15 protein-coding genes are annotated in these 15516 nt (G+C 59.7%); 5 read left to right on the top strand and 10 right to left on the bottom strand.

Features of this window, described 5'->3' with window-relative positions:
* On the bottom strand, window positions 1–550 hold a 550-nt coding region (locus GEU01_RS26275), incomplete at its 3' end, for an IS4/Tn5 family transposase DNA-binding protein (RefSeq protein WP_198284463.1).
* On the opposite strand from GEU01_RS26275, the gene GEU01_RS11000 reads away from it, so the two are divergent.
* Both GEU01_RS11000 and GEU01_RS26270 read left to right on the top strand, forming a co-directional pair.
* Window positions 515–1603 (top strand): hypothetical protein, encoded by a 1089-nt coding sequence (locus tag GEU01_RS11000; RefSeq protein WP_026018671.1) that lies wholly within the window; start codon window positions 515–517, stop codon window positions 1601–1603. The genes GEU01_RS26275 and GEU01_RS11000 overlap by 36 nt on opposite strands.
* A gap of 75 nt (window positions 1604–1678) precedes the next feature.
* Complete coding sequence (locus GEU01_RS26270) at window positions 1679–1879, top strand: hypothetical protein (protein ID WP_162136421.1); 201 nt, start codon at window positions 1679–1681, stop codon at window positions 1877–1879.
* Between the two features lie 11 nt (window positions 1880–1890).
* On the opposite strand, the gene GEU01_RS10985 is transcribed toward GEU01_RS26270, so the two are convergent.
* Complete coding sequence (locus GEU01_RS10985) at window positions 1891–3231, bottom strand: hemolysin family protein (protein WP_026018670.1); 1341 nt, start codon at window positions 3229–3231, stop codon at window positions 1891–1893.
* 219 nt (window positions 3232–3450) lie between these two features.
* Entirely contained in the window at window positions 3451–4497 is a 1047-nt protein-coding gene (locus tag GEU01_RS10980; protein WP_019086121.1) for an aldo/keto reductase, read from the bottom strand.
* Window positions 4498–4868: 371 nt separating this feature from the next.
* Here GEU01_RS10980 and GEU01_RS10970 point away from each other — a divergent pair, with 371 nt between their 5' ends.
* Both GEU01_RS10970 and GEU01_RS10960 read left to right on the top strand, forming a co-directional pair.
* The gene (locus GEU01_RS10970; protein ID WP_019086119.1) at window positions 4869–6038 is read left to right on the top strand and encodes an acyl-CoA dehydrogenase family protein; all 1170 of its coding nucleotides are present in this window, start codon (window positions 4869–4871) and stop codon (window positions 6036–6038) included.
* Window positions 6039–6441: 403 nt separating this feature from the next.
* The gene (locus GEU01_RS10960) at window positions 6442–7821 is read left to right on the top strand and encodes an Nramp family divalent metal transporter (protein ID WP_019086118.1); all 1380 of its coding nucleotides are present in this window, start codon (window positions 6442–6444) and stop codon (window positions 7819–7821) included.
* Window positions 7822–7925: 104 nt separating this feature from the next.
* On the opposite strand, the gene GEU01_RS10955 is transcribed toward GEU01_RS10960, so the two are convergent.
* From GEU01_RS10955 to GEU01_RS10935, 4 genes are all read right to left on the bottom strand, one after another.
* Window positions 7926–10271 (bottom strand): mechanosensitive ion channel family protein, encoded by a 2346-nt coding sequence (locus tag GEU01_RS10955; protein WP_019086117.1) that lies wholly within the window; start codon window positions 10269–10271, stop codon window positions 7926–7928.
* Between the two features lie 402 nt (window positions 10272–10673).
* Complete coding sequence (locus tag GEU01_RS10950) at window positions 10674–11141, bottom strand: hypothetical protein (RefSeq protein ID WP_019086116.1); 468 nt, start codon at window positions 11139–11141, stop codon at window positions 10674–10676.
* Window positions 11142–11235: 94 nt separating this feature from the next.
* On the bottom strand, window positions 11236–11544 hold the full coding sequence (locus GEU01_RS10945; RefSeq protein WP_026018669.1) for a hypothetical protein: 309 nt from the start codon (window positions 11542–11544) through the stop codon (window positions 11236–11238).
* Between the two features lie 119 nt (window positions 11545–11663).
* Entirely contained in the window at window positions 11664–12518 is an 855-nt protein-coding gene (locus tag GEU01_RS10935; protein WP_010508473.1) for a glycosyltransferase, read from the bottom strand.
* Between the two features lie 329 nt (window positions 12519–12847).
* On the opposite strand from GEU01_RS10935, the gene GEU01_RS10930 reads away from it, so the two are divergent.
* Window positions 12848–13153 (top strand): hypothetical protein, encoded by a 306-nt coding sequence (locus GEU01_RS10930; RefSeq protein WP_010508472.1) that lies wholly within the window; start codon window positions 12848–12850, stop codon window positions 13151–13153.
* A gap of 104 nt (window positions 13154–13257) precedes the next feature.
* Here GEU01_RS10930 and GEU01_RS10925 read toward each other — a convergent pair whose 3' ends face one another.
* From GEU01_RS10925 to GEU01_RS10915, 3 genes are all read right to left on the bottom strand, one after another.
* Window positions 13258–13488: a hypothetical protein gene (locus GEU01_RS10925; RefSeq protein WP_231289887.1), complete on the bottom strand. Its 231-nt coding sequence runs from the start codon at window positions 13486–13488 to the stop codon at window positions 13258–13260.
* Between the two features lie 255 nt (window positions 13489–13743).
* Window positions 13744–14193, bottom strand: coding sequence for a c-type cytochrome (locus GEU01_RS10920; protein ID WP_019086113.1), 450 nt, complete (start codon window positions 14191–14193; stop codon window positions 13744–13746).
* Window positions 14193–15434 carry an FAD-dependent oxidoreductase gene (locus tag GEU01_RS10915; RefSeq protein ID WP_026018668.1) on the bottom strand — a complete coding sequence of 414 codons (1242 nt, stop codon included), beginning with the start codon at window positions 15432–15434 and terminating at the stop codon, window positions 14193–14195. Before GEU01_RS10915 ends, GEU01_RS10920 begins: the two co-directional genes overlap by 1 nt.
* Window positions 15435–15516: the final 82 nt, after the last annotated feature.

Here is a 15516-nt window from a genome sequence, read left to right as displayed (position 1 = left end):
TTTTTTCCCTGCCTCCCGTAGAGACCTTGGTAAACCCGATCTTTTCGGGAGATGCTCGGGTGAAGGAAAACTCCGTTGTATCCTGCAGGATCAGGACTGGCCCTGCAGTCGCATCGAAACGCTGGGCGGTAGCAGAAAAATGCCCTTCAAGGATTTTGTCTTCGCTTACATTTGCATTTGCAAAAAATCTATATGCTGCCTTGGTCGCAGACCAATCCTGAAATGCCGTCGGGAGAGACTTGCCCGGTCGTTCAGCAAGTGCCGCGAGCATCGTGCCCAGACGCCTGTTCAGGCGCTCGTCGCCAAGGTCAGATCCGGATATTTCCTGTATGACCCAATCCTGTACCATTCTCACACCCCGCCTGCATAAAGGTGACAGAAAAGGAATCACAACAGATTCATCTGCATCAAGCACAAAATTCAAGAACAGCAGATTTGTGGGTAACTGCAAGACGGTCAGCCCGAGCAGGCATTGCAGGCCATCCAGCGCGCCATATCCGTACATCACGGCCGCATGGACAAACAGATCATTGACGACTGCCAGCGCCACGTCGCCCTGGCGCGCAGCATGGACATACTGGCCTATATCTACAAAACCCAAGACCAGTATGACGACATGCGCCGGGTGGCCGAAGCCATTATCGCCATCTACCAGCAATTGATTGACAGGGGCGAAGAAGGCCTTGAATGGGAACTGGCCAAAAAATACAGCGTGCTGGGCATGTGCCAGATGCATCTGGCACAGACCAAGGGTTCGCTGGCGTCCACGACCTCGGCCATATCCCGGTTCCGCAGGCTGATTGAACAGGATACGTCCATATCATCGCCCGCGCTCGGGGCGCTTGAACCGGCGCTGGCGGCAAACCTGGCCCGTGCGTCCAGCCTGCATGACACGCTGGGGCAGCATGCCGCCGCGTTGCAGGCGGTTACGGAGGCGATCGACCTGTATTCCAGGCTGGCCAGACAGGAACCGGCCGATTTTTCAGCCCCGCTTGCCGAATGCCTGCGCGCCCTGCCCCGCCTGCGGCAGGCGGCGACGGGCCGGGATGATTCCATGGCTGATACCCTTGATGCCGTGGAACTGTGCCGCACGCTTGCCGACGCATATCCCGAACAGTTCCTGCCCGATCTTGCCTGTTTTCTTGTCCGGTTATGCACGTGCCAGTGGCAGGGCGGCGTGCCCGCATGGGCGGACGCCCTGGAATCCGCACAGGAAGCGGCTGCCATCTACGCCCGGCTGTATGCCAGCGATCCCGACCGCCACCGCGCCGGTTACGCGGACAGCCTGTACAAGACCTTTTTATGCCATAACGGACTGGAACAGCTGGATCAGGCGCGGGTGGCGCTGAAGGAAGCGCTGTCGCTGTACCGCATCCTCGTCACCGACCACCCGCAGGAATTCCGCCCGCAGCTGGCGCAGTGCCTGCTCGACCTGACGCAGTACCTGATTACCTACAAGGATTATGACACGGCCCTGCATACGGTGCATGAAGCCACGTCTTTGCTGACCGATCTGGCCCAGAAGGATCGCGCGACCTTCCAGCCCGTCCTGAAAAAAGCCCGGGCCATGCATGGCCTGATCGTACGCAAACGCAGCCGCTAGCATGTATTCGGGCCGCGTGGCCCAAACCTTTGCACCACCATGGCGTTGTCACGGCAGGTAATGGAGGGTTTTCCCATGACACGTTCCATCAGGTTACTCATCGCCCTGAGCATCGGCCTGTCCGTCGCGGGGTGCCATGATGGCCACTATCACCATCACCACCGCGGTGGATATGACGGCTATCACCGTGGCGGGTACGGAAACGGATATGGCGGTCCCGGGCGCGGATACGGTGGCCCCTATATGGGCGGCGGGGGCGGCATGGGACGACCATGACCCCGTGACGGTTACTGCCCGGTCAGCCGGGTGACGAGCAGCTGGTTGATGCGGAAGCCTTCCACGTCAACCACCTCGAAACGGAAACCCAGCGTATCCACCCGGTCGGCCTTGCGCGCCATGCGGCGCAGGCGGTGCATGACAAAACCGCCAATGGTGTCGAATGGCCCGGCTTCATCCAGATCGGCGGCCTCCAGTTCGCGACGTACGTCACCGATGGAGGCAGCGCCGTCGATCAGCCATGAATTGGCGTCACGCCGCACGATCAGCTGTTCCTCGAACGGGTTGGCAAGGCCGCCCATCAGGGCACCCATGATGTCCTTGAAGGTAATCAGCCCGACAACCAGCCCGTATTCGTTCACCACCAGCGCGAAGCCCGCGCCATGCGTGTCGAACTGCGCCAGCGTGTCCCACAGGTTGATCGTCTCGGGCACGGACAGGACATCCCGCCGCACCTGGAAGATCGCGTTGCCACTGGACAGCGCGCCCTGCGGCCCCTTGGCGGGCGGCTGGGTCGGGTCACGGTCCACCACGGCCGCCAGCACGTCTTCCGCGCGGATGGAGCCGACGACATTGTCCAGCCCCCCATTGCACAGGGGATAGCGTGAATAGGGCTTGGCGCGGACCTTGGTCTTCTGCTCCTCGATTGTTTCCTGCAGGTCGAGGAAGACGATTTCATCACGCGGGGTCATGGCGGACGTGATGGAACGGTCCTGCAGGCCCAGCACGTTCTGGATCATCTGGTGTTCCTGTTCCAAAAGCACGCCCGACGCCGTGCCCGCGGCCAGGATCGCGCGCAGGTCCTCTGGCGTGACCGGTTCGACCGCTGATGCCGCCGGGATCTTCAGGGCGCGCAGGATGGCGTCCGACATCTTGGAAAACACCCAGACGATGGGATAGAGCAGCTTTAGCGCGGCAGCCGGAAACCAGCCGACAGCCAGGGCGATCTTGTCGGGCGCGTTCATGGCGACACGTTTGGGCAGCAGGTCGGCAAACAGCACGAACAGCCCCGTCACCAGCACGAACCCGAAGACCGAGGCCAGCGTTTCCGCGGTCGGGGCCGGCAGGCCCCACCCCATCAGCCCATGGGTGACGGATGGCGCGATCATTTCCGAACTGATCATGCCGCCCAGCACGCCCACGCCATTGAGGCATATCTGCAGCACGGTCATGACCTGCCCGCTGTTGCGCCGCAGCTTCAGGAACGCGGTGGCCCGTTCATCGCCCGCTTCCGCGCGCGAACGCAGGCGTGCGTCACGTGCGGCGGCAAATGATATTTCAGACAGGGAAATGAAGATATTAAGTGCGACCAGAAGGACAAGCGCGATCAGGCCAGAAAAAAACAAAATCACCGGAACACCCATAAAACAACGGCCATTCAATATAGCACGTAATTTTAGGGGCCGGCATAGATAAGGAAATTAAGTTGACGTTCCTGAATGAAATGTTAGCCCGCAATCATATTACATTACGGAATATTGATAACGGGATGCAGGCAGCCCGTCCCGGCGGGAAAAGACCGCCATGGCGCTACTGGCCCCGAACCGGGCCAGGCGGCCATGGCGCGTCACTCAGGGCGCCGGGTTGGAATGGACCTGATGGATGGCGTTGATCCGTTTCTCCAGTTCGGGGGTGATGGTCACGTTTTCCGCCCCCAGGATGGTTTCAAGCTGCGCCGTGCTGGTGGCGCCAATGATGTTGGACGTCACGAACGGACGCGACGTGACAAACGCGATGGCCAGTTGCACGGGGTCGATCCCGTATTCATGCGCAAGCTGGACATAGGCGCGAACGGCGTCGTCCACACCGGGTTTTTCATAACGCTGCCCACGGTTGAACAGGGTCGTGCGCGCGCCGGCAGGCCGCGCGCCATCAAGGTATTTGCCAGTCAGGTATCCCTGCGCCAGCGGGGAATAGGCCAGCAGCCCCACCCCTTCGCGCAGCGCCATTTCCGCCAGCCCGATTTCGAACGTGCGGTTGATCAGGTTATAGGCGTTCTGGATCGACACAACGCGCGGCGCGCCATTGCGGGCTTCGGCCAGGTATTGCGACAGGCCCCATGCGGTCTCGTTCGACAGGCCGACATGGCGGATCTTTCCTTCCTTCACCAGTTCGCCCAGCACGCCCAGCGTTTCGGCAATCGGCACCTCCTCGGCATCCGGCACGGTGGTGAACGTATTGCCCCCCGCCCCGAACAGACCCACCTTCCGGTCCGGCCAGTGCAGTTGGTATAGGTCGATGTAATCCGTGCCCAGGCGGCGCAGCGACCCGTCCAGCGCGTAACGGATCTGTTTCGGTGTCAGGCGCGTTTCCTCGCCCCCGGGGCGGAACCATGGCGACGTCCCACGCCCGACAACCTTGCTGGCGATAACCAGACGCTCGCGCCCGCCACGGGCGTTGAGCCAGCTGCCGATGATCCGCTCCGTCGCACCATAGGTTTCGGCGCGTGGGGGAATGGAATACAGTTCGGCCGTATCAATGAAATTGATGCCGTTCGCCACGGCCATATCAAGCTGGGCGTGCCCCTCGGCTTCCGTATTCTGCTGGCCGAATGTCATTGTGCCAAGGCAGATCTCGCTGACCCTGATACCGGTACGCCCAAGTTCACGTTGCTTCATCTGAAATCCTGCTGGTTAAAAAAGGACCGGCACGCCCGCACTGCGCAACCGGGATATGGACGGTCATGACAGTCATCGTGCCCTTGCAGGCGCGACCGCGTGGACACGTGCCTTCCCCCTCCCCACATCCATGGCGGGATCAGGGGATGGGGAACCATGTCTGGACGGTAACATGATGCCCGATCATTTCAACCGGACCGCATGCGGACCGCATGATATTTTTGTAAATGTACATTATTTATCGTTTTATACAGGCCACCGCCTGATCCGCGCGATGCCGGACGCAGCATGGGTTGCATGCATCGATACATGGTGATGAAGTCCACAGGGCCTGATCCATCATGGATAACCGCCGCAAGGATATCTGAGCCATGGGTTCACCCTCTACCCCTGCCGTCCCGACGACCCGACAGACACCGGACGCACTGGCGGCACGTTTTGCCACCCGTGCGGCCGCCCATGACCGATCTGGTGAAATCGCCACCGAAAACCTTGACGAATGCCGTGCGGCGGGCCTGCTGGGCCTGACCATTGCGCGCGCGGACGGGGGACAGGGCGGCGGCCTGCGACAGGTGACTGACGTGGTTGGCACCCTTGCCACTGGCGATCCCACCACCGCACTGATCATGGCCATGCATTTCCTGCAGCATATGCTGATTGCGCAATCCGACCACTGGCCCGAAGCCGCGCAACGGCAGGTGACCGAAACCGCCCTGCACGATGGTGCGCTGATCAACGCGCTGCGGGTCGAGCCTGAACTGGGCACCCCGTCACGTGGCGGCCTGCCCGCGACACGCATTACATCTGACGCGGGCAGAGTGGTGCTGAACGGGCGGAAAATCTATTCCACCGGGTCAACCGCCCTGCGCTGGGGCACGGTATGGGTCGCAACGGATGAAGCCCAGCCACGGGTCGGGCAGGTTCTGGTTGACCTGCATGCGCCGGGCGTACGCATTGAACGCAGCTGGCGCCAGATGGGCATGCGCGCGACAGGCAGCCATACCTTTGTATTTGAAAATGTCGAACTGCCCGAGACGGCACTGGTTGACCTGCGACTGCCCGAACAGTGGCAAAGCAATGACGGAGCGCTGGTTACCGGCCATGCCCTGGCCATTGCAGCGCTGTATGATGGCGTGGCCCGTGCCGCGCGTGACTGGCTGATTTCGTTCCTGCATGCGCGCGTGCCGACGGCGCTGGGCAGGCCACTTGCCACCCTGCCCCGGTTCCATACGCTGTTGGGACAGATTGACGCGTTGCTGATGACCAACCGGAGCATAATGGACGTGGCCCTCGACCGGGCTGAAAATGGGACCTATCCCGGCACCGAAGCCAACCTGGCCAAATACGTCGTGACGGAAAACGCCATCAAAGCCGTGGAACTGGGCGTTGCCGCGATCGGCAACCCGGCATTGAGCGAGGATAACCCCCTGGAACGGCATTTTCGCAACGTGCTCTGCGCGCGTATCCACTCCCCCCAGGGCGACGTGGCGTTGGCGGCGGCAGGCAGGGCGGCCCTGACAGAACCGCCACAGCGTTCATGACCATCACCATGTGGCCGGGTCCGCCTGTTGTCTGAAAGATCGTTTCCAAACGGGCAACTGACAAAATAATAAAAATTCTGGAATGCTGTCTTGCCTTGAAGGCAGTTTAAAAAATCAGATGGGGAATATCCTGCAATCATAAGAAATTTTTTGGTGAAGCCTTTTCCAAAAAATCTTCAAAAAACGCCAATTTTAAAAAAACATATCCAATAAACTTTTATTATTTTCAATCGCAACCTTGTAACACGAATTTATTGAAAGTTTATTTATAAATACATCCCCAAACTTTTCCATGATCTTATACTTCATACATTATGCCCGCCATGTCATGGCATATGCTGATAAGATTTCCCTATGCAATGTGATATAGCATATTGCATATTTATGGGGGATACGATTGAGTATGCCCATGATGCCAGCAAGACCGCCTGCCTCGCCCCCACCCGCCACCGCAGCATGGCGTTTCGCCCGATCGGGGGACGCTGAAACCAACAGCCTGCCCGAAGCCTTCGCCAGCGTGCGGGTGCCGGATGCCGGGGCATCATGGCTGCGCCGGTTCATGGCGTTCGTGGGGCCGGGCTATATGGTTTCGGTCGGGTATATGGACCCCGGAAACTGGGCCACCGACCTGCAGGGCGGTGCGCAGTTCGGTTACACGCTGCTGTCTGTCATCCTGCTGTCAAACTGCATGGCGATCATCCTGCAATCACTGTCGGCACGGCTGGGCATCGCCACCGGGCGTGATCTGGCGCAGGCATGTCGCGATCACTTCCCGCCGGTCGTGAATATCGTCCTGTGGCTGGCCTGTGAACTGGCCATCATCGCCTGCGACCTGGCGGAAGTCATCGGCACGGCGGTCGCGCTGCAACTGCTGTTTGGCATACCCCTGCTGGTGGGCGCGCTGATTTCTGTTCTGGACGCCTTTCTCGTGCTGTTCCTGATGAACCGGGGCTTCCGTTATCTTGAAGCCTTCATTATCGGGCTGCTCAGCATCATTGCACTGTGCTTTGCCATACAGGTCGTGGCGGCACAGCCCCCCGTCATGGCGTTACTGAAGGGGTTCGTGCCCTCCCCCCGGATCGTGACCAACAGCCATACGCTGTATATCGCCATTGGCATTATCGGGGCGACGGTCATGCCGCATAACCTGTACCTGCATTCCTCCATCGTGCAGACACGCGCCTTTCCCCGCACCGTGCCGGGGCGACGGGATGCCATACGCTGGGCCACATGGGACAGCACCCTTGCGCTGATGCTGGCGCTGTTCATCAATGCCGCCATCCTGATTGTTGCGGCTGCCGCCTTCCACACCACCGGGCACCAGGATGTCGCGGAACTGGAGGACGCGTACCGCCTGCTGTCCCCCGTACTGGGGCTGGGCATTGCCTCCACCCTGTTTGCGGTTGCCCTGCTGGCGGCGGGCACCAATTCAACCATTACCGGCACGCTGGCCGGTCAGATCATCATGGAAGGGTTCCTGCGGCTGCGTATTCCCCACTGGGCGCGACGGCTGCTGACACGTGGGCTGGCCATTGTCCCGGTTGTGATTGTCACGGCCCTTTATGGCGACAGGGGCGTGGGGCAACTGCTGCTGGCCAGTCAGGTGATCTTGTCATTGCAACTGCCCTTTGCCGTGATCCCGCTGGTGATGTTTGTATCCGACCGGCGGAAAATGGGGGAATTCGTCATCTCCCGCCCATTCGCCCTGTTATCGTGGCTGGTGGCGGCCATCATTCTGGTGCTGAATTTCAAGCTGCTTTACGATACGATTTTTGCAGCGTGACAATCGCTGCACGCGGCGCAACATGAAATATTGACAGAAATAAAAGCTTCCGGATGCTGCCTTTTTCCGGAAAGGCGGCATTCCCTGAAACTTTCCTGCAGGGATCAGGCCTGTGGCGCGTGTGGCCCTGTCGCGGGGGGAACGGTCGCCGTTACCTTCAGGCCATCTGCCCCCGGGCCGTTGTCCAGCAGGTTGAGGAAGCTGGGGACCGGGAACTTGATGCCTTCATTATTCATGCGCACGGCCAGACGGCTGTAATATTCACGGTATACCTTCCATTTGGACCCCGGCGCAGTGCGGACGGAACCAAGGAAACGCGCGCCATTCCCATCCGCCTGCTCAATACCAAGGAAAGCGAATTCGGACATGATGAGATGCCCGTAACGGGGCGTCTTGCGCATGATCTCCAGTTCCTCATGCAGGATGGCGCAAAGCTGCTTCGTGTCCTGACTGAGGTCGATCATGAAATCTACTACGACCAGGTTATAATCACGCGATGTATTGGCGATGGACGATACTTCCGAAAACGGGATGATATGCAGGTCGCCATTGACCGAACGCAGCCGCAGGGTCCGGATCGACAGGTGTTCGACCGTACCGGACACGCCACCGGCGGTTACCCAGTCGCCCACCTGAATGGCGTTTTCCACCAGCATGAAGAAGCCTGTGATGAAATCCTTGACCAGGCTCTGCGCGCCAAAGGCGATGGCCGCACCCATGATGCCCGCACCGGTCAGCAGCGGGGCGACATTGATCCCGATCTGCGACAGCGTGGTGACCGCCACGATGATGATGATCAGCGCCAGCAGCACGGTCTTGATAATGGGCAGGACCGTGCGCAGCCTGCTGGCCCGACCGGTCTGGGATGAATTCTCGAAGCGGGCGATCTGTCCCTGCAGGGCGGCGTTGGCGGCTTCCCATATGATGATGGCGACCGTGTAGGCAACCAGGACGGACAGCATCGCGCCAATGATTTTTGGCCCCAGCCTGCCATGCAGCAGGAAGTGGATGGCAGGCAACCCGAGCGCCTGAAGGAACAGCGTGGCGGATGCGAAGAACATGAGGAACGACAGGATCTTGCGCGAAACCGGGTAATAATAGTTCACGCGCGCCTGCAGGCCCGGATAACGCGCCTCCATCGCGGGGGAGACATGGAACAGCCGGTTCTGCAGGTTGAAGATCAGGACCGACAGCACCCGCGACAGGATCACGACAGCTGTTGTCAGGATGACGGTGCGGATAATCCACGCATAGCCACCCTGGATATGGGTTGCCCAGATCAGCCACAATGCAAAGTTGAAGAACATGGCCGGCACCCACCACAGGTAGACCAGCCGCCCCAGGAACATCCAGAATGGCTGCGTGCGCAGACGCGCCGGCGGTTGCAGGGCCAGTGCGACATGCATGCGGACCCGCCACGTGAAAATGGCGACCAGCACGTGTTCGATCAGCACGACGGAACGGATGATTGCCTCCGTCCCGCGCGCGGGCATGTCAAACACGCCGCCCAGCGTGGACAGGCAGACCACGACCGACGGTGCCGCGACAAGGAAGTTGAGCCAGTGCGTGACCATGAAGGCCGTCTGGTCGCTGGCGCTGCACAGCCGGATGGCGGGCGAATGCGGCACGAACAGCGTTTCCATCAGCAGATAGACCACGCGGGCGACCACATAGGCATTCGTAAGCGTAAGCGTGACCAGCATGGCCTGATGCGTGGTGGTCAGCAGATAGGCAAAACAGGTTCCAAGCGCGAAAAACAGCGCCACCGGCAACAGCTTGATCAGCAGATGCATGAGTGAATACGGCACACGGGCCAGCAGGCGCAGTGTTGCGTGCTGGGCCTGCATGTCGCCCTGCTGGACCTGCGCGTCATCCTTGTCCTGTGTCGTCGCCCCGGTCGCGGGCGCTGCCGCCGGGGCGGCCGTGGCGTCGGGCAGGTTCAGGCGGCGTTCGGTCGCGACCGCCCGTTCGGTGACCTTGAGCAGCGGCTTGCGCAGCAGCAGGGAAAAACCATGTTCCGCCGCCAGCGCCAGCAGCAGGATCAGGGTCGCCCGCCCCATGGCGTCAAACAGGATCATCCGCGATTGCGGATCGGCAAAAATGGTGTGGGTCCAGTGCGCCACAAACACCAGGTCGCCAAACAGGGCGACAAAATGCTGGGCCTGCACGATCAGGCGGCCACGCAGGCTTCCCATGTCCTGCACCAGGTCACTGCCCAGCGTATCGGGTTCAACCGACAGGGCATCCGCGGCAGGTTTGGGGGCGGCGGCAGGGGCGGCGGGGGCGGAAGGAAGCCGGGATGCGATAGCCGACAGGGTATTGGTGAATTCAGCCCGTTTTGCCGGGTCGTTCATGACGGCCAGCACCTGCTGCGCCTGTTCACGGCTCATGCCCTGCGTTGCATCCGTATCGGCGGCACGGCCATGCCCCGGCATGGCCAGCAGGCACATTGCGACAAACCCCAGAACGGCAACCCGCCAGAACCCCGGCAGGAAACGGCCTTTGCCGCCCCGTTGGCAAGTATCGGTTAAGTGCCGCATTGTTCCCCTTCCATCCCGGCTGCCTGATCATGAATACCTGCCATGTATACACGACACGATATTTTCCCATTTCAGGCAATCATCCTGCGTTATTGCAGAGATGGCTGTAAAAGCGCAGAGACAGGGAAGCCGACCTGATATGCAAGAAACCGTCTACCTTTTTGCAATTTACTTGTGGCAATCGACTTTGATTTGTCATGCTTAATTTTTATTGAAATAAGACTTATGTTTTAATTTTTCATACATTTTTTCTTATATTTGCTTTTGGAATAAATAATTCCATGCGCGGGTCAGCATGAAGGACGGCCGCGCTTACGGCTTGTCCCTGGGGGCCGCGTGTTTTTTCAACAGTGATACCGTATCCGACCAGTGTGATACCGCGCGTTCCAGCAGTTCCTGACCAAAGGCTTTCAACGTCAGCGGGTGCATGCCGTCAAGCGAACGGGCAAGGTCATGCCGTTCCGTGTCCGACAGATCGGGATCGCCTGCAATACGCTGATGCAGGGCCTTTACGGTGTCGGGACCATCCAGCACCACATGCATATCGTCCGGACGGTCCAGATATGCACGTCCTGCATTGGTCAGGGTGCTGTCCCCCGTAATCCGCAATCCATCCGGGGTAATGCTGACGCCCCCCTTGCTCAGTCCCTGCAATTCCAGATCAAGCAGGTTCCGGGCGCAGCGTTCGGCATCTGCATCGTGATCGGGCGCCAGATTGGCCGTCCCCCCGTTGGCGGCCATGCGGCGCAGCATCACCCCCTGCAGATCATGGTCAATCACGTCAAATCCTCTTTTCCATCATGATTACAATGTCAAACTGGTCCAGTTGCAGCCCGCAGACAATCAGCAACAAGGAAAAGACGCTTATGCACGATCAGTCACAATCAGGGACATCCCGACACCATTCGGGTACGCGCAGCGGGGGGATGTGGTTTTCAGCCTCCCTCACGGCCTGCCGGACCAGGTTCAGGGCATGATCGCGCGCGGCGGGAGTATTGACGCGGCTGGGCGTATGCTTGCCGCGCTCTATTGTCTGCCCCAGCCGTTCCAGCCGGGCCAGCAGGGTCCTGCGCTGCGCCGCATCCATATCCAGCAGGGCAGCGCAAAAGGCATTGTGCCAGATATGCATGCCCAGTTGCGCCTGCTCGGCCGGGGACAGGGCATCATCATGCAATGGGGGCATGGTCAATCCTTCACGAAAACTGCGGATGCCATTGCGACATGGTCATCCCGTGCGGATTGCCATAAAGGGAATTCATGAAAACGGCCAGCATTGACCGGCAATGCAGGGATATGCCCCCCTTACATCATGACGTCATATGTCAGGCATCCGTTGCCGATATGGCGAAGTATTTCCGTATCACGGAACAGGTCCTGCCGGTCAGGCTGCAATGACCGGCGCGACAGGAAGGCACGGGCCTCGGCCGTGGCTTCCCTTACGGGATAATCATGCCCGGCGGGCTTGAGATGTTCAATGGCCGTATAATCGACAATACCGACATTGTGGTGATTCCTGCGGGCTTCATCACAGAATGCGATATCGGTCGCCCATGCCCAGCGCAATTCGGGAAAAGGAAACAGGTAAGCCATGGCGTCCCGGTGGAATGCCGTAACGGGGCCATCTTCCACATACCGTGTTACACGGCCAATGCTGTTCCATTTCCTGTAATTGAAAGTAAAGGATGTATAGGAATGATACCGATGCGCGGGCTGTGATATCTTCAGGTCCATGATTTCACATAGTGGAATGAACATGTCCAGAAACCGCGGGGGCAGGTTCACATCATCATCCGTGACCACGACCCAGTCGTAATCAGGCAGATTGACCTTCGACAGGGCTGTATTGATGTTACTGAACTTGCCGCGGCCACGTGCCATGCGGACCGGGGCAAAGTCAACGGTGTGCCGTGTATTCATGAACCGGCTGAATACTTTATCAAGCTTCCTGCCGCGTCTGGGAACCTGTACGGATGTGACAAGCACCTTGCGGATCGGGTGACGTGTCGCAATACGCCTGACCTGCCTGGCGAATTTCGTGTTGTGGATATCAAACAGCATGTCAGTCAGGACGGAAACCTTACGTTTCTGCCAGAAATTCTTATGCTGACAGAAATCGGAATCAAAAAAGTCCGCCTGGGTAGAATGTCCCTTCGGCATGTGCGCACTCCCTTTTCACCATATGCGTCATGACCGTACAAACATGCACACTTCCGTCATGCGCATTTCATATAGGCACTGGCATGTACTTGATCGGCCCTGCGTTGCGCCTGAACACCGTGATCCGAGTTATAACATTCCACCTTCATTGAAGTTTCAAATTATTTCAGTACGGGACGGAATGGCGTAAAGACGCCAGGCAGTAAAAATGACAATAAAACAGCCTGCGGTCCGGAACTGTTCATATGCCTGCACGCTATCGACAGGAAAGCGGGGGAGGATGACGGTTTTTCGCTCCTCCCTCCAGAGATCTTCAGGGACATGACGCGATGCGATATTTTCCTGCAATACTCATGCTATGCCTGCCGCTGGCCACCGTTCCGGCCGCCATGGCCCAGCAGCACCCGCAGGACAGGAATGTCAGCCAGCCAGGCGGCAATTCGCCGTCCTCGATCGAACGGGCACAACCTTATTCCCGCAAGACGGAACCACTGCCGGAACAGGTCGATCCGGCCCGGCAGCAACAGCAGCCCGATCAGCCCCTGACCAAGCAGCCCGCAGGCAACAAAAGCCCGGACCACCCTGGCATGTCCACCAATCACCAGACCCTGCGCAGTCCGTCCGCCCTGCACTGACCATATAAAAAATGGGTGGGTGCATGACTGCCCCCACCCGTATCGTCACGATCCACTATGGCCGGCAGGCGCATGCGGACATGCCCCCTGCCCGCGCCACGGGATTACATGCAGTTTTTGCCTTGTGAAAGGCCCATGCCATGCGATGCAAGAAACCGGAACTGCGCCTGTTCTTCCGGAAAGGCCGGGATGCCCTGCAGCGCGTGCGTGGACCGGCGATAGCGGTGCAGGTTACTTAGCCGCCGCCATGGGCGGTCGGGATGCTGCTTGTTCCACAGGCTGATTGCCCGTGTCTCAAGTTCCTGATTATTCACGGTGTAATCTGACTTCGTCATGTCCATCTCCCTGCATCTGCATGGTGGGTACTGGAACTGTCACGAGGTATGTGGGAACGCTGTAGCAGCCTGCCACACGCACCCAACGCCAGATATTAGCATAAGTTCGGGAAGATTACATTTTCTCCCCACACTGTGATCCGAAGTAAGGGACCGTTTGAAAAGAAGAACGTTTCTGGGCAAGCCGCTTTCAAAACAATCTCTAAACAAATCATCCCGCCACGTCCCATGCACACACGTGGCGGGATGCCCGGGTTATTTCACCCTGTCAGCGGAAATGACGGGAAACATCATGGTTTTCAGCGCGGCATCCGTGGCCGGCAGGTCCACCTTACCCGCAGGCACGCCATTTTCACGCAGAATGAACGCAACCAGGTCGGCATTCTGCGCCGGTGTCAGCGCACCGGGGGAAAACAGCGGCATGGCCTTGGAAATATAGTCAAACAGCCGATCCAGCGTGGCGCCGGACCAGTTGGTGACGAACCGGCCCTTCAGCGGCGGCACGTCAAACGCCCCCGCAAGGCTGGCGCCGTGGCAGACCGCGCAGAACTGCTGGTACGCACCCTCCCCCCGCTGGGCCTGTTCCGTGGTGTAGTAGGATACGGTCCGTGCCGGCGCCGCGCTGGCCGGTGCGCCCATATGCACCAGCGCCAGCAAGAGCCCGGCCCCAAGGCCCGCGCGGCAGGCATGGCCCCGCCCGCGCATCAGCCACGCCCCGCGGGAAAGCGTGCAAACAGGTTTTCAAACACCGCAATCGCCTTTTCAGATTCAGCGCGGTCAGCATGCTCGAAGCTGTTGCCGACCCCTTCCATTTCGCCAACATTATTCAGGTCAACAGCCTGGATCATCAGCCCGTCACTTTTGGACAGGGCTGCCGCCCCCTTGTATTCCACGCCGTACGTGACATCCGGCTGGGGCGGCAGCCATGTCGTTTGCCCGCGCACGGGAATAAGGGTCCTGTCCCCCCACAGATCCCGCGCGGCATAGCCTGGACAGTTGATGATGACGGGTTCCGCTATGGATTTCATGTCAGCTGGCGTATGGAATTCACGGATCACGACCTTGCCGCCCGCCTGATAGAATTCCGACAGCAGCAGATGCCCGTACGCGCCGAAATTGAACATCATCATCGGCGCACGCTGCGCGTATGCGACGGGAAAGGGATTATCCTGACTGGCCAGCAGTTCGGGTGCGGGAATGATGTCCCTGATCCGGTCGCCATACGTCGCGAATTCGCTGGTCGCGCGCGGCATTCCGGTCGATGCGTAATCCCCCGGTCCCGTGCGGCCCTCGGGTTCGGGGCCTTCTTCAAACGGCGTGTCCGATAACGTGTAGTTGTCACGGAAATCAATCGGGTTGCCCGGCAGGCCAAGATAGTCGCGATAGGTTTTCCATGAATAACGGGCCATCTGTTCCCACACCTCGGCAAACTGCGGCCCGGCGGGGGCGGTCAGCGCGATGCGTGAATCCGGCGTCCAGCTGCCATTGGCCCGAACGGAACGGGTATGGGGCAGCATGTCGCGGGTATAGATGGTAACATCAAAGCCCGCGCGCTGCGCGCTCAGCGCCGATGTCAGGCCGATCACGCCACAGCCCACCACCGCGATCCGCCGCGGCGACAGCGACGCCGCCTTGCCCACCGCGATATCGGCCGATCCCCATGACAGGGACCAGCCACTGCCGCCATGGCCATAATTATGGATGACCACCTTGTCACCCACGCGTTCGACATCCAGCCGGGGACCGGCGGGACGGAACGGGCGCAGGCAGACCTTGATATCGGTGATCTGGTCGGCATGGGCGCGCATGGGCACCAGCCGGGGCACGGTGCCACCGACAGCGGTGCGCTGCAGGGCGGCTGCGGCGGCGGGCACGGAATTCCACATGCCGCGCGCGCCAAGGGTGCCAAAAGCCAGGGAACCGGCAAACAGGTCCCTGCGTTTCAGGCCAGAACGCCTGATTTTCTGGTTGTCGTCAAAACCGGTCAAGTTCCAGCCTTTTGTATCTGTCCGTGCCCGTGCCATCGCA

Source organism: Komagataeibacter europaeus LMG 18890 (assembly GCF_000285295.1).
GTDB lineage: Bacteria > Pseudomonadota > Alphaproteobacteria > Acetobacterales > Acetobacteraceae > Komagataeibacter > Komagataeibacter europaeus.
Note: the sequence above shows the minus strand (reverse complement) of the source record. Positions and strands in the feature narration are given on the sequence as shown.

Bases quoted from the DNA above. Each gene is read 5' to 3' on its own strand.
- GEU01_RS11000 (WP_026018671.1), top strand. From the start codon at position 515: ATGGACAAACAGATCATTGACGACTGCCAGCGCCACGTCGCCCTGGCG.
- GEU01_RS26270 (WP_162136421.1), top strand. From the start codon at position 1,679: ATGACACGTTCCATCAGGTTACTCATCGCCCTGAGCATCGGCCTGTCC.
- GEU01_RS10980 (WP_019086121.1), bottom strand. From the start codon at position 4,497: ATGAAGCAACGTGAACTTGGGCGTACCGGTATCAGGGTCAGCGAGATC.
- GEU01_RS10970 (WP_019086119.1), top strand. From the start codon at position 4,869: ATGGGTTCACCCTCTACCCCTGCCGTCCCGACGACCCGACAGACACCG.
- GEU01_RS10960 (WP_019086118.1), top strand. From the start codon at position 6,442: ATGCCCATGATGCCAGCAAGACCGCCTGCCTCGCCCCCACCCGCCACC.
- GEU01_RS10955 (WP_019086117.1), bottom strand. From the start codon at position 10,271: ATGTGCCTGCTGGCCATGCCGGGGCATGGCCGTGCCGCCGATACGGAT.
- GEU01_RS10945 (WP_026018669.1), bottom strand. From the start codon at position 11,544: ATGCCCCCATTGCATGATGATGCCCTGTCCCCGGCCGAGCAGGCGCAA.
- GEU01_RS10935 (WP_010508473.1), bottom strand. From the start codon at position 12,518: ATGCCGAAGGGACATTCTACCCAGGCGGACTTTTTTGATTCCGATTTC.
- GEU01_RS10930 (WP_010508472.1), top strand. From the start codon at position 12,848: ATGCGATATTTTCCTGCAATACTCATGCTATGCCTGCCGCTGGCCACC.
- GEU01_RS10925 (WP_231289887.1), bottom strand. From the start codon at position 13,488: ATGACGAAGTCAGATTACACCGTGAATAATCAGGAACTTGAGACACGG.
- GEU01_RS10920 (WP_019086113.1), bottom strand. From the start codon at position 14,193: ATGCGCGGGCGGGGCCATGCCTGCCGCGCGGGCCTTGGGGCCGGGCTC.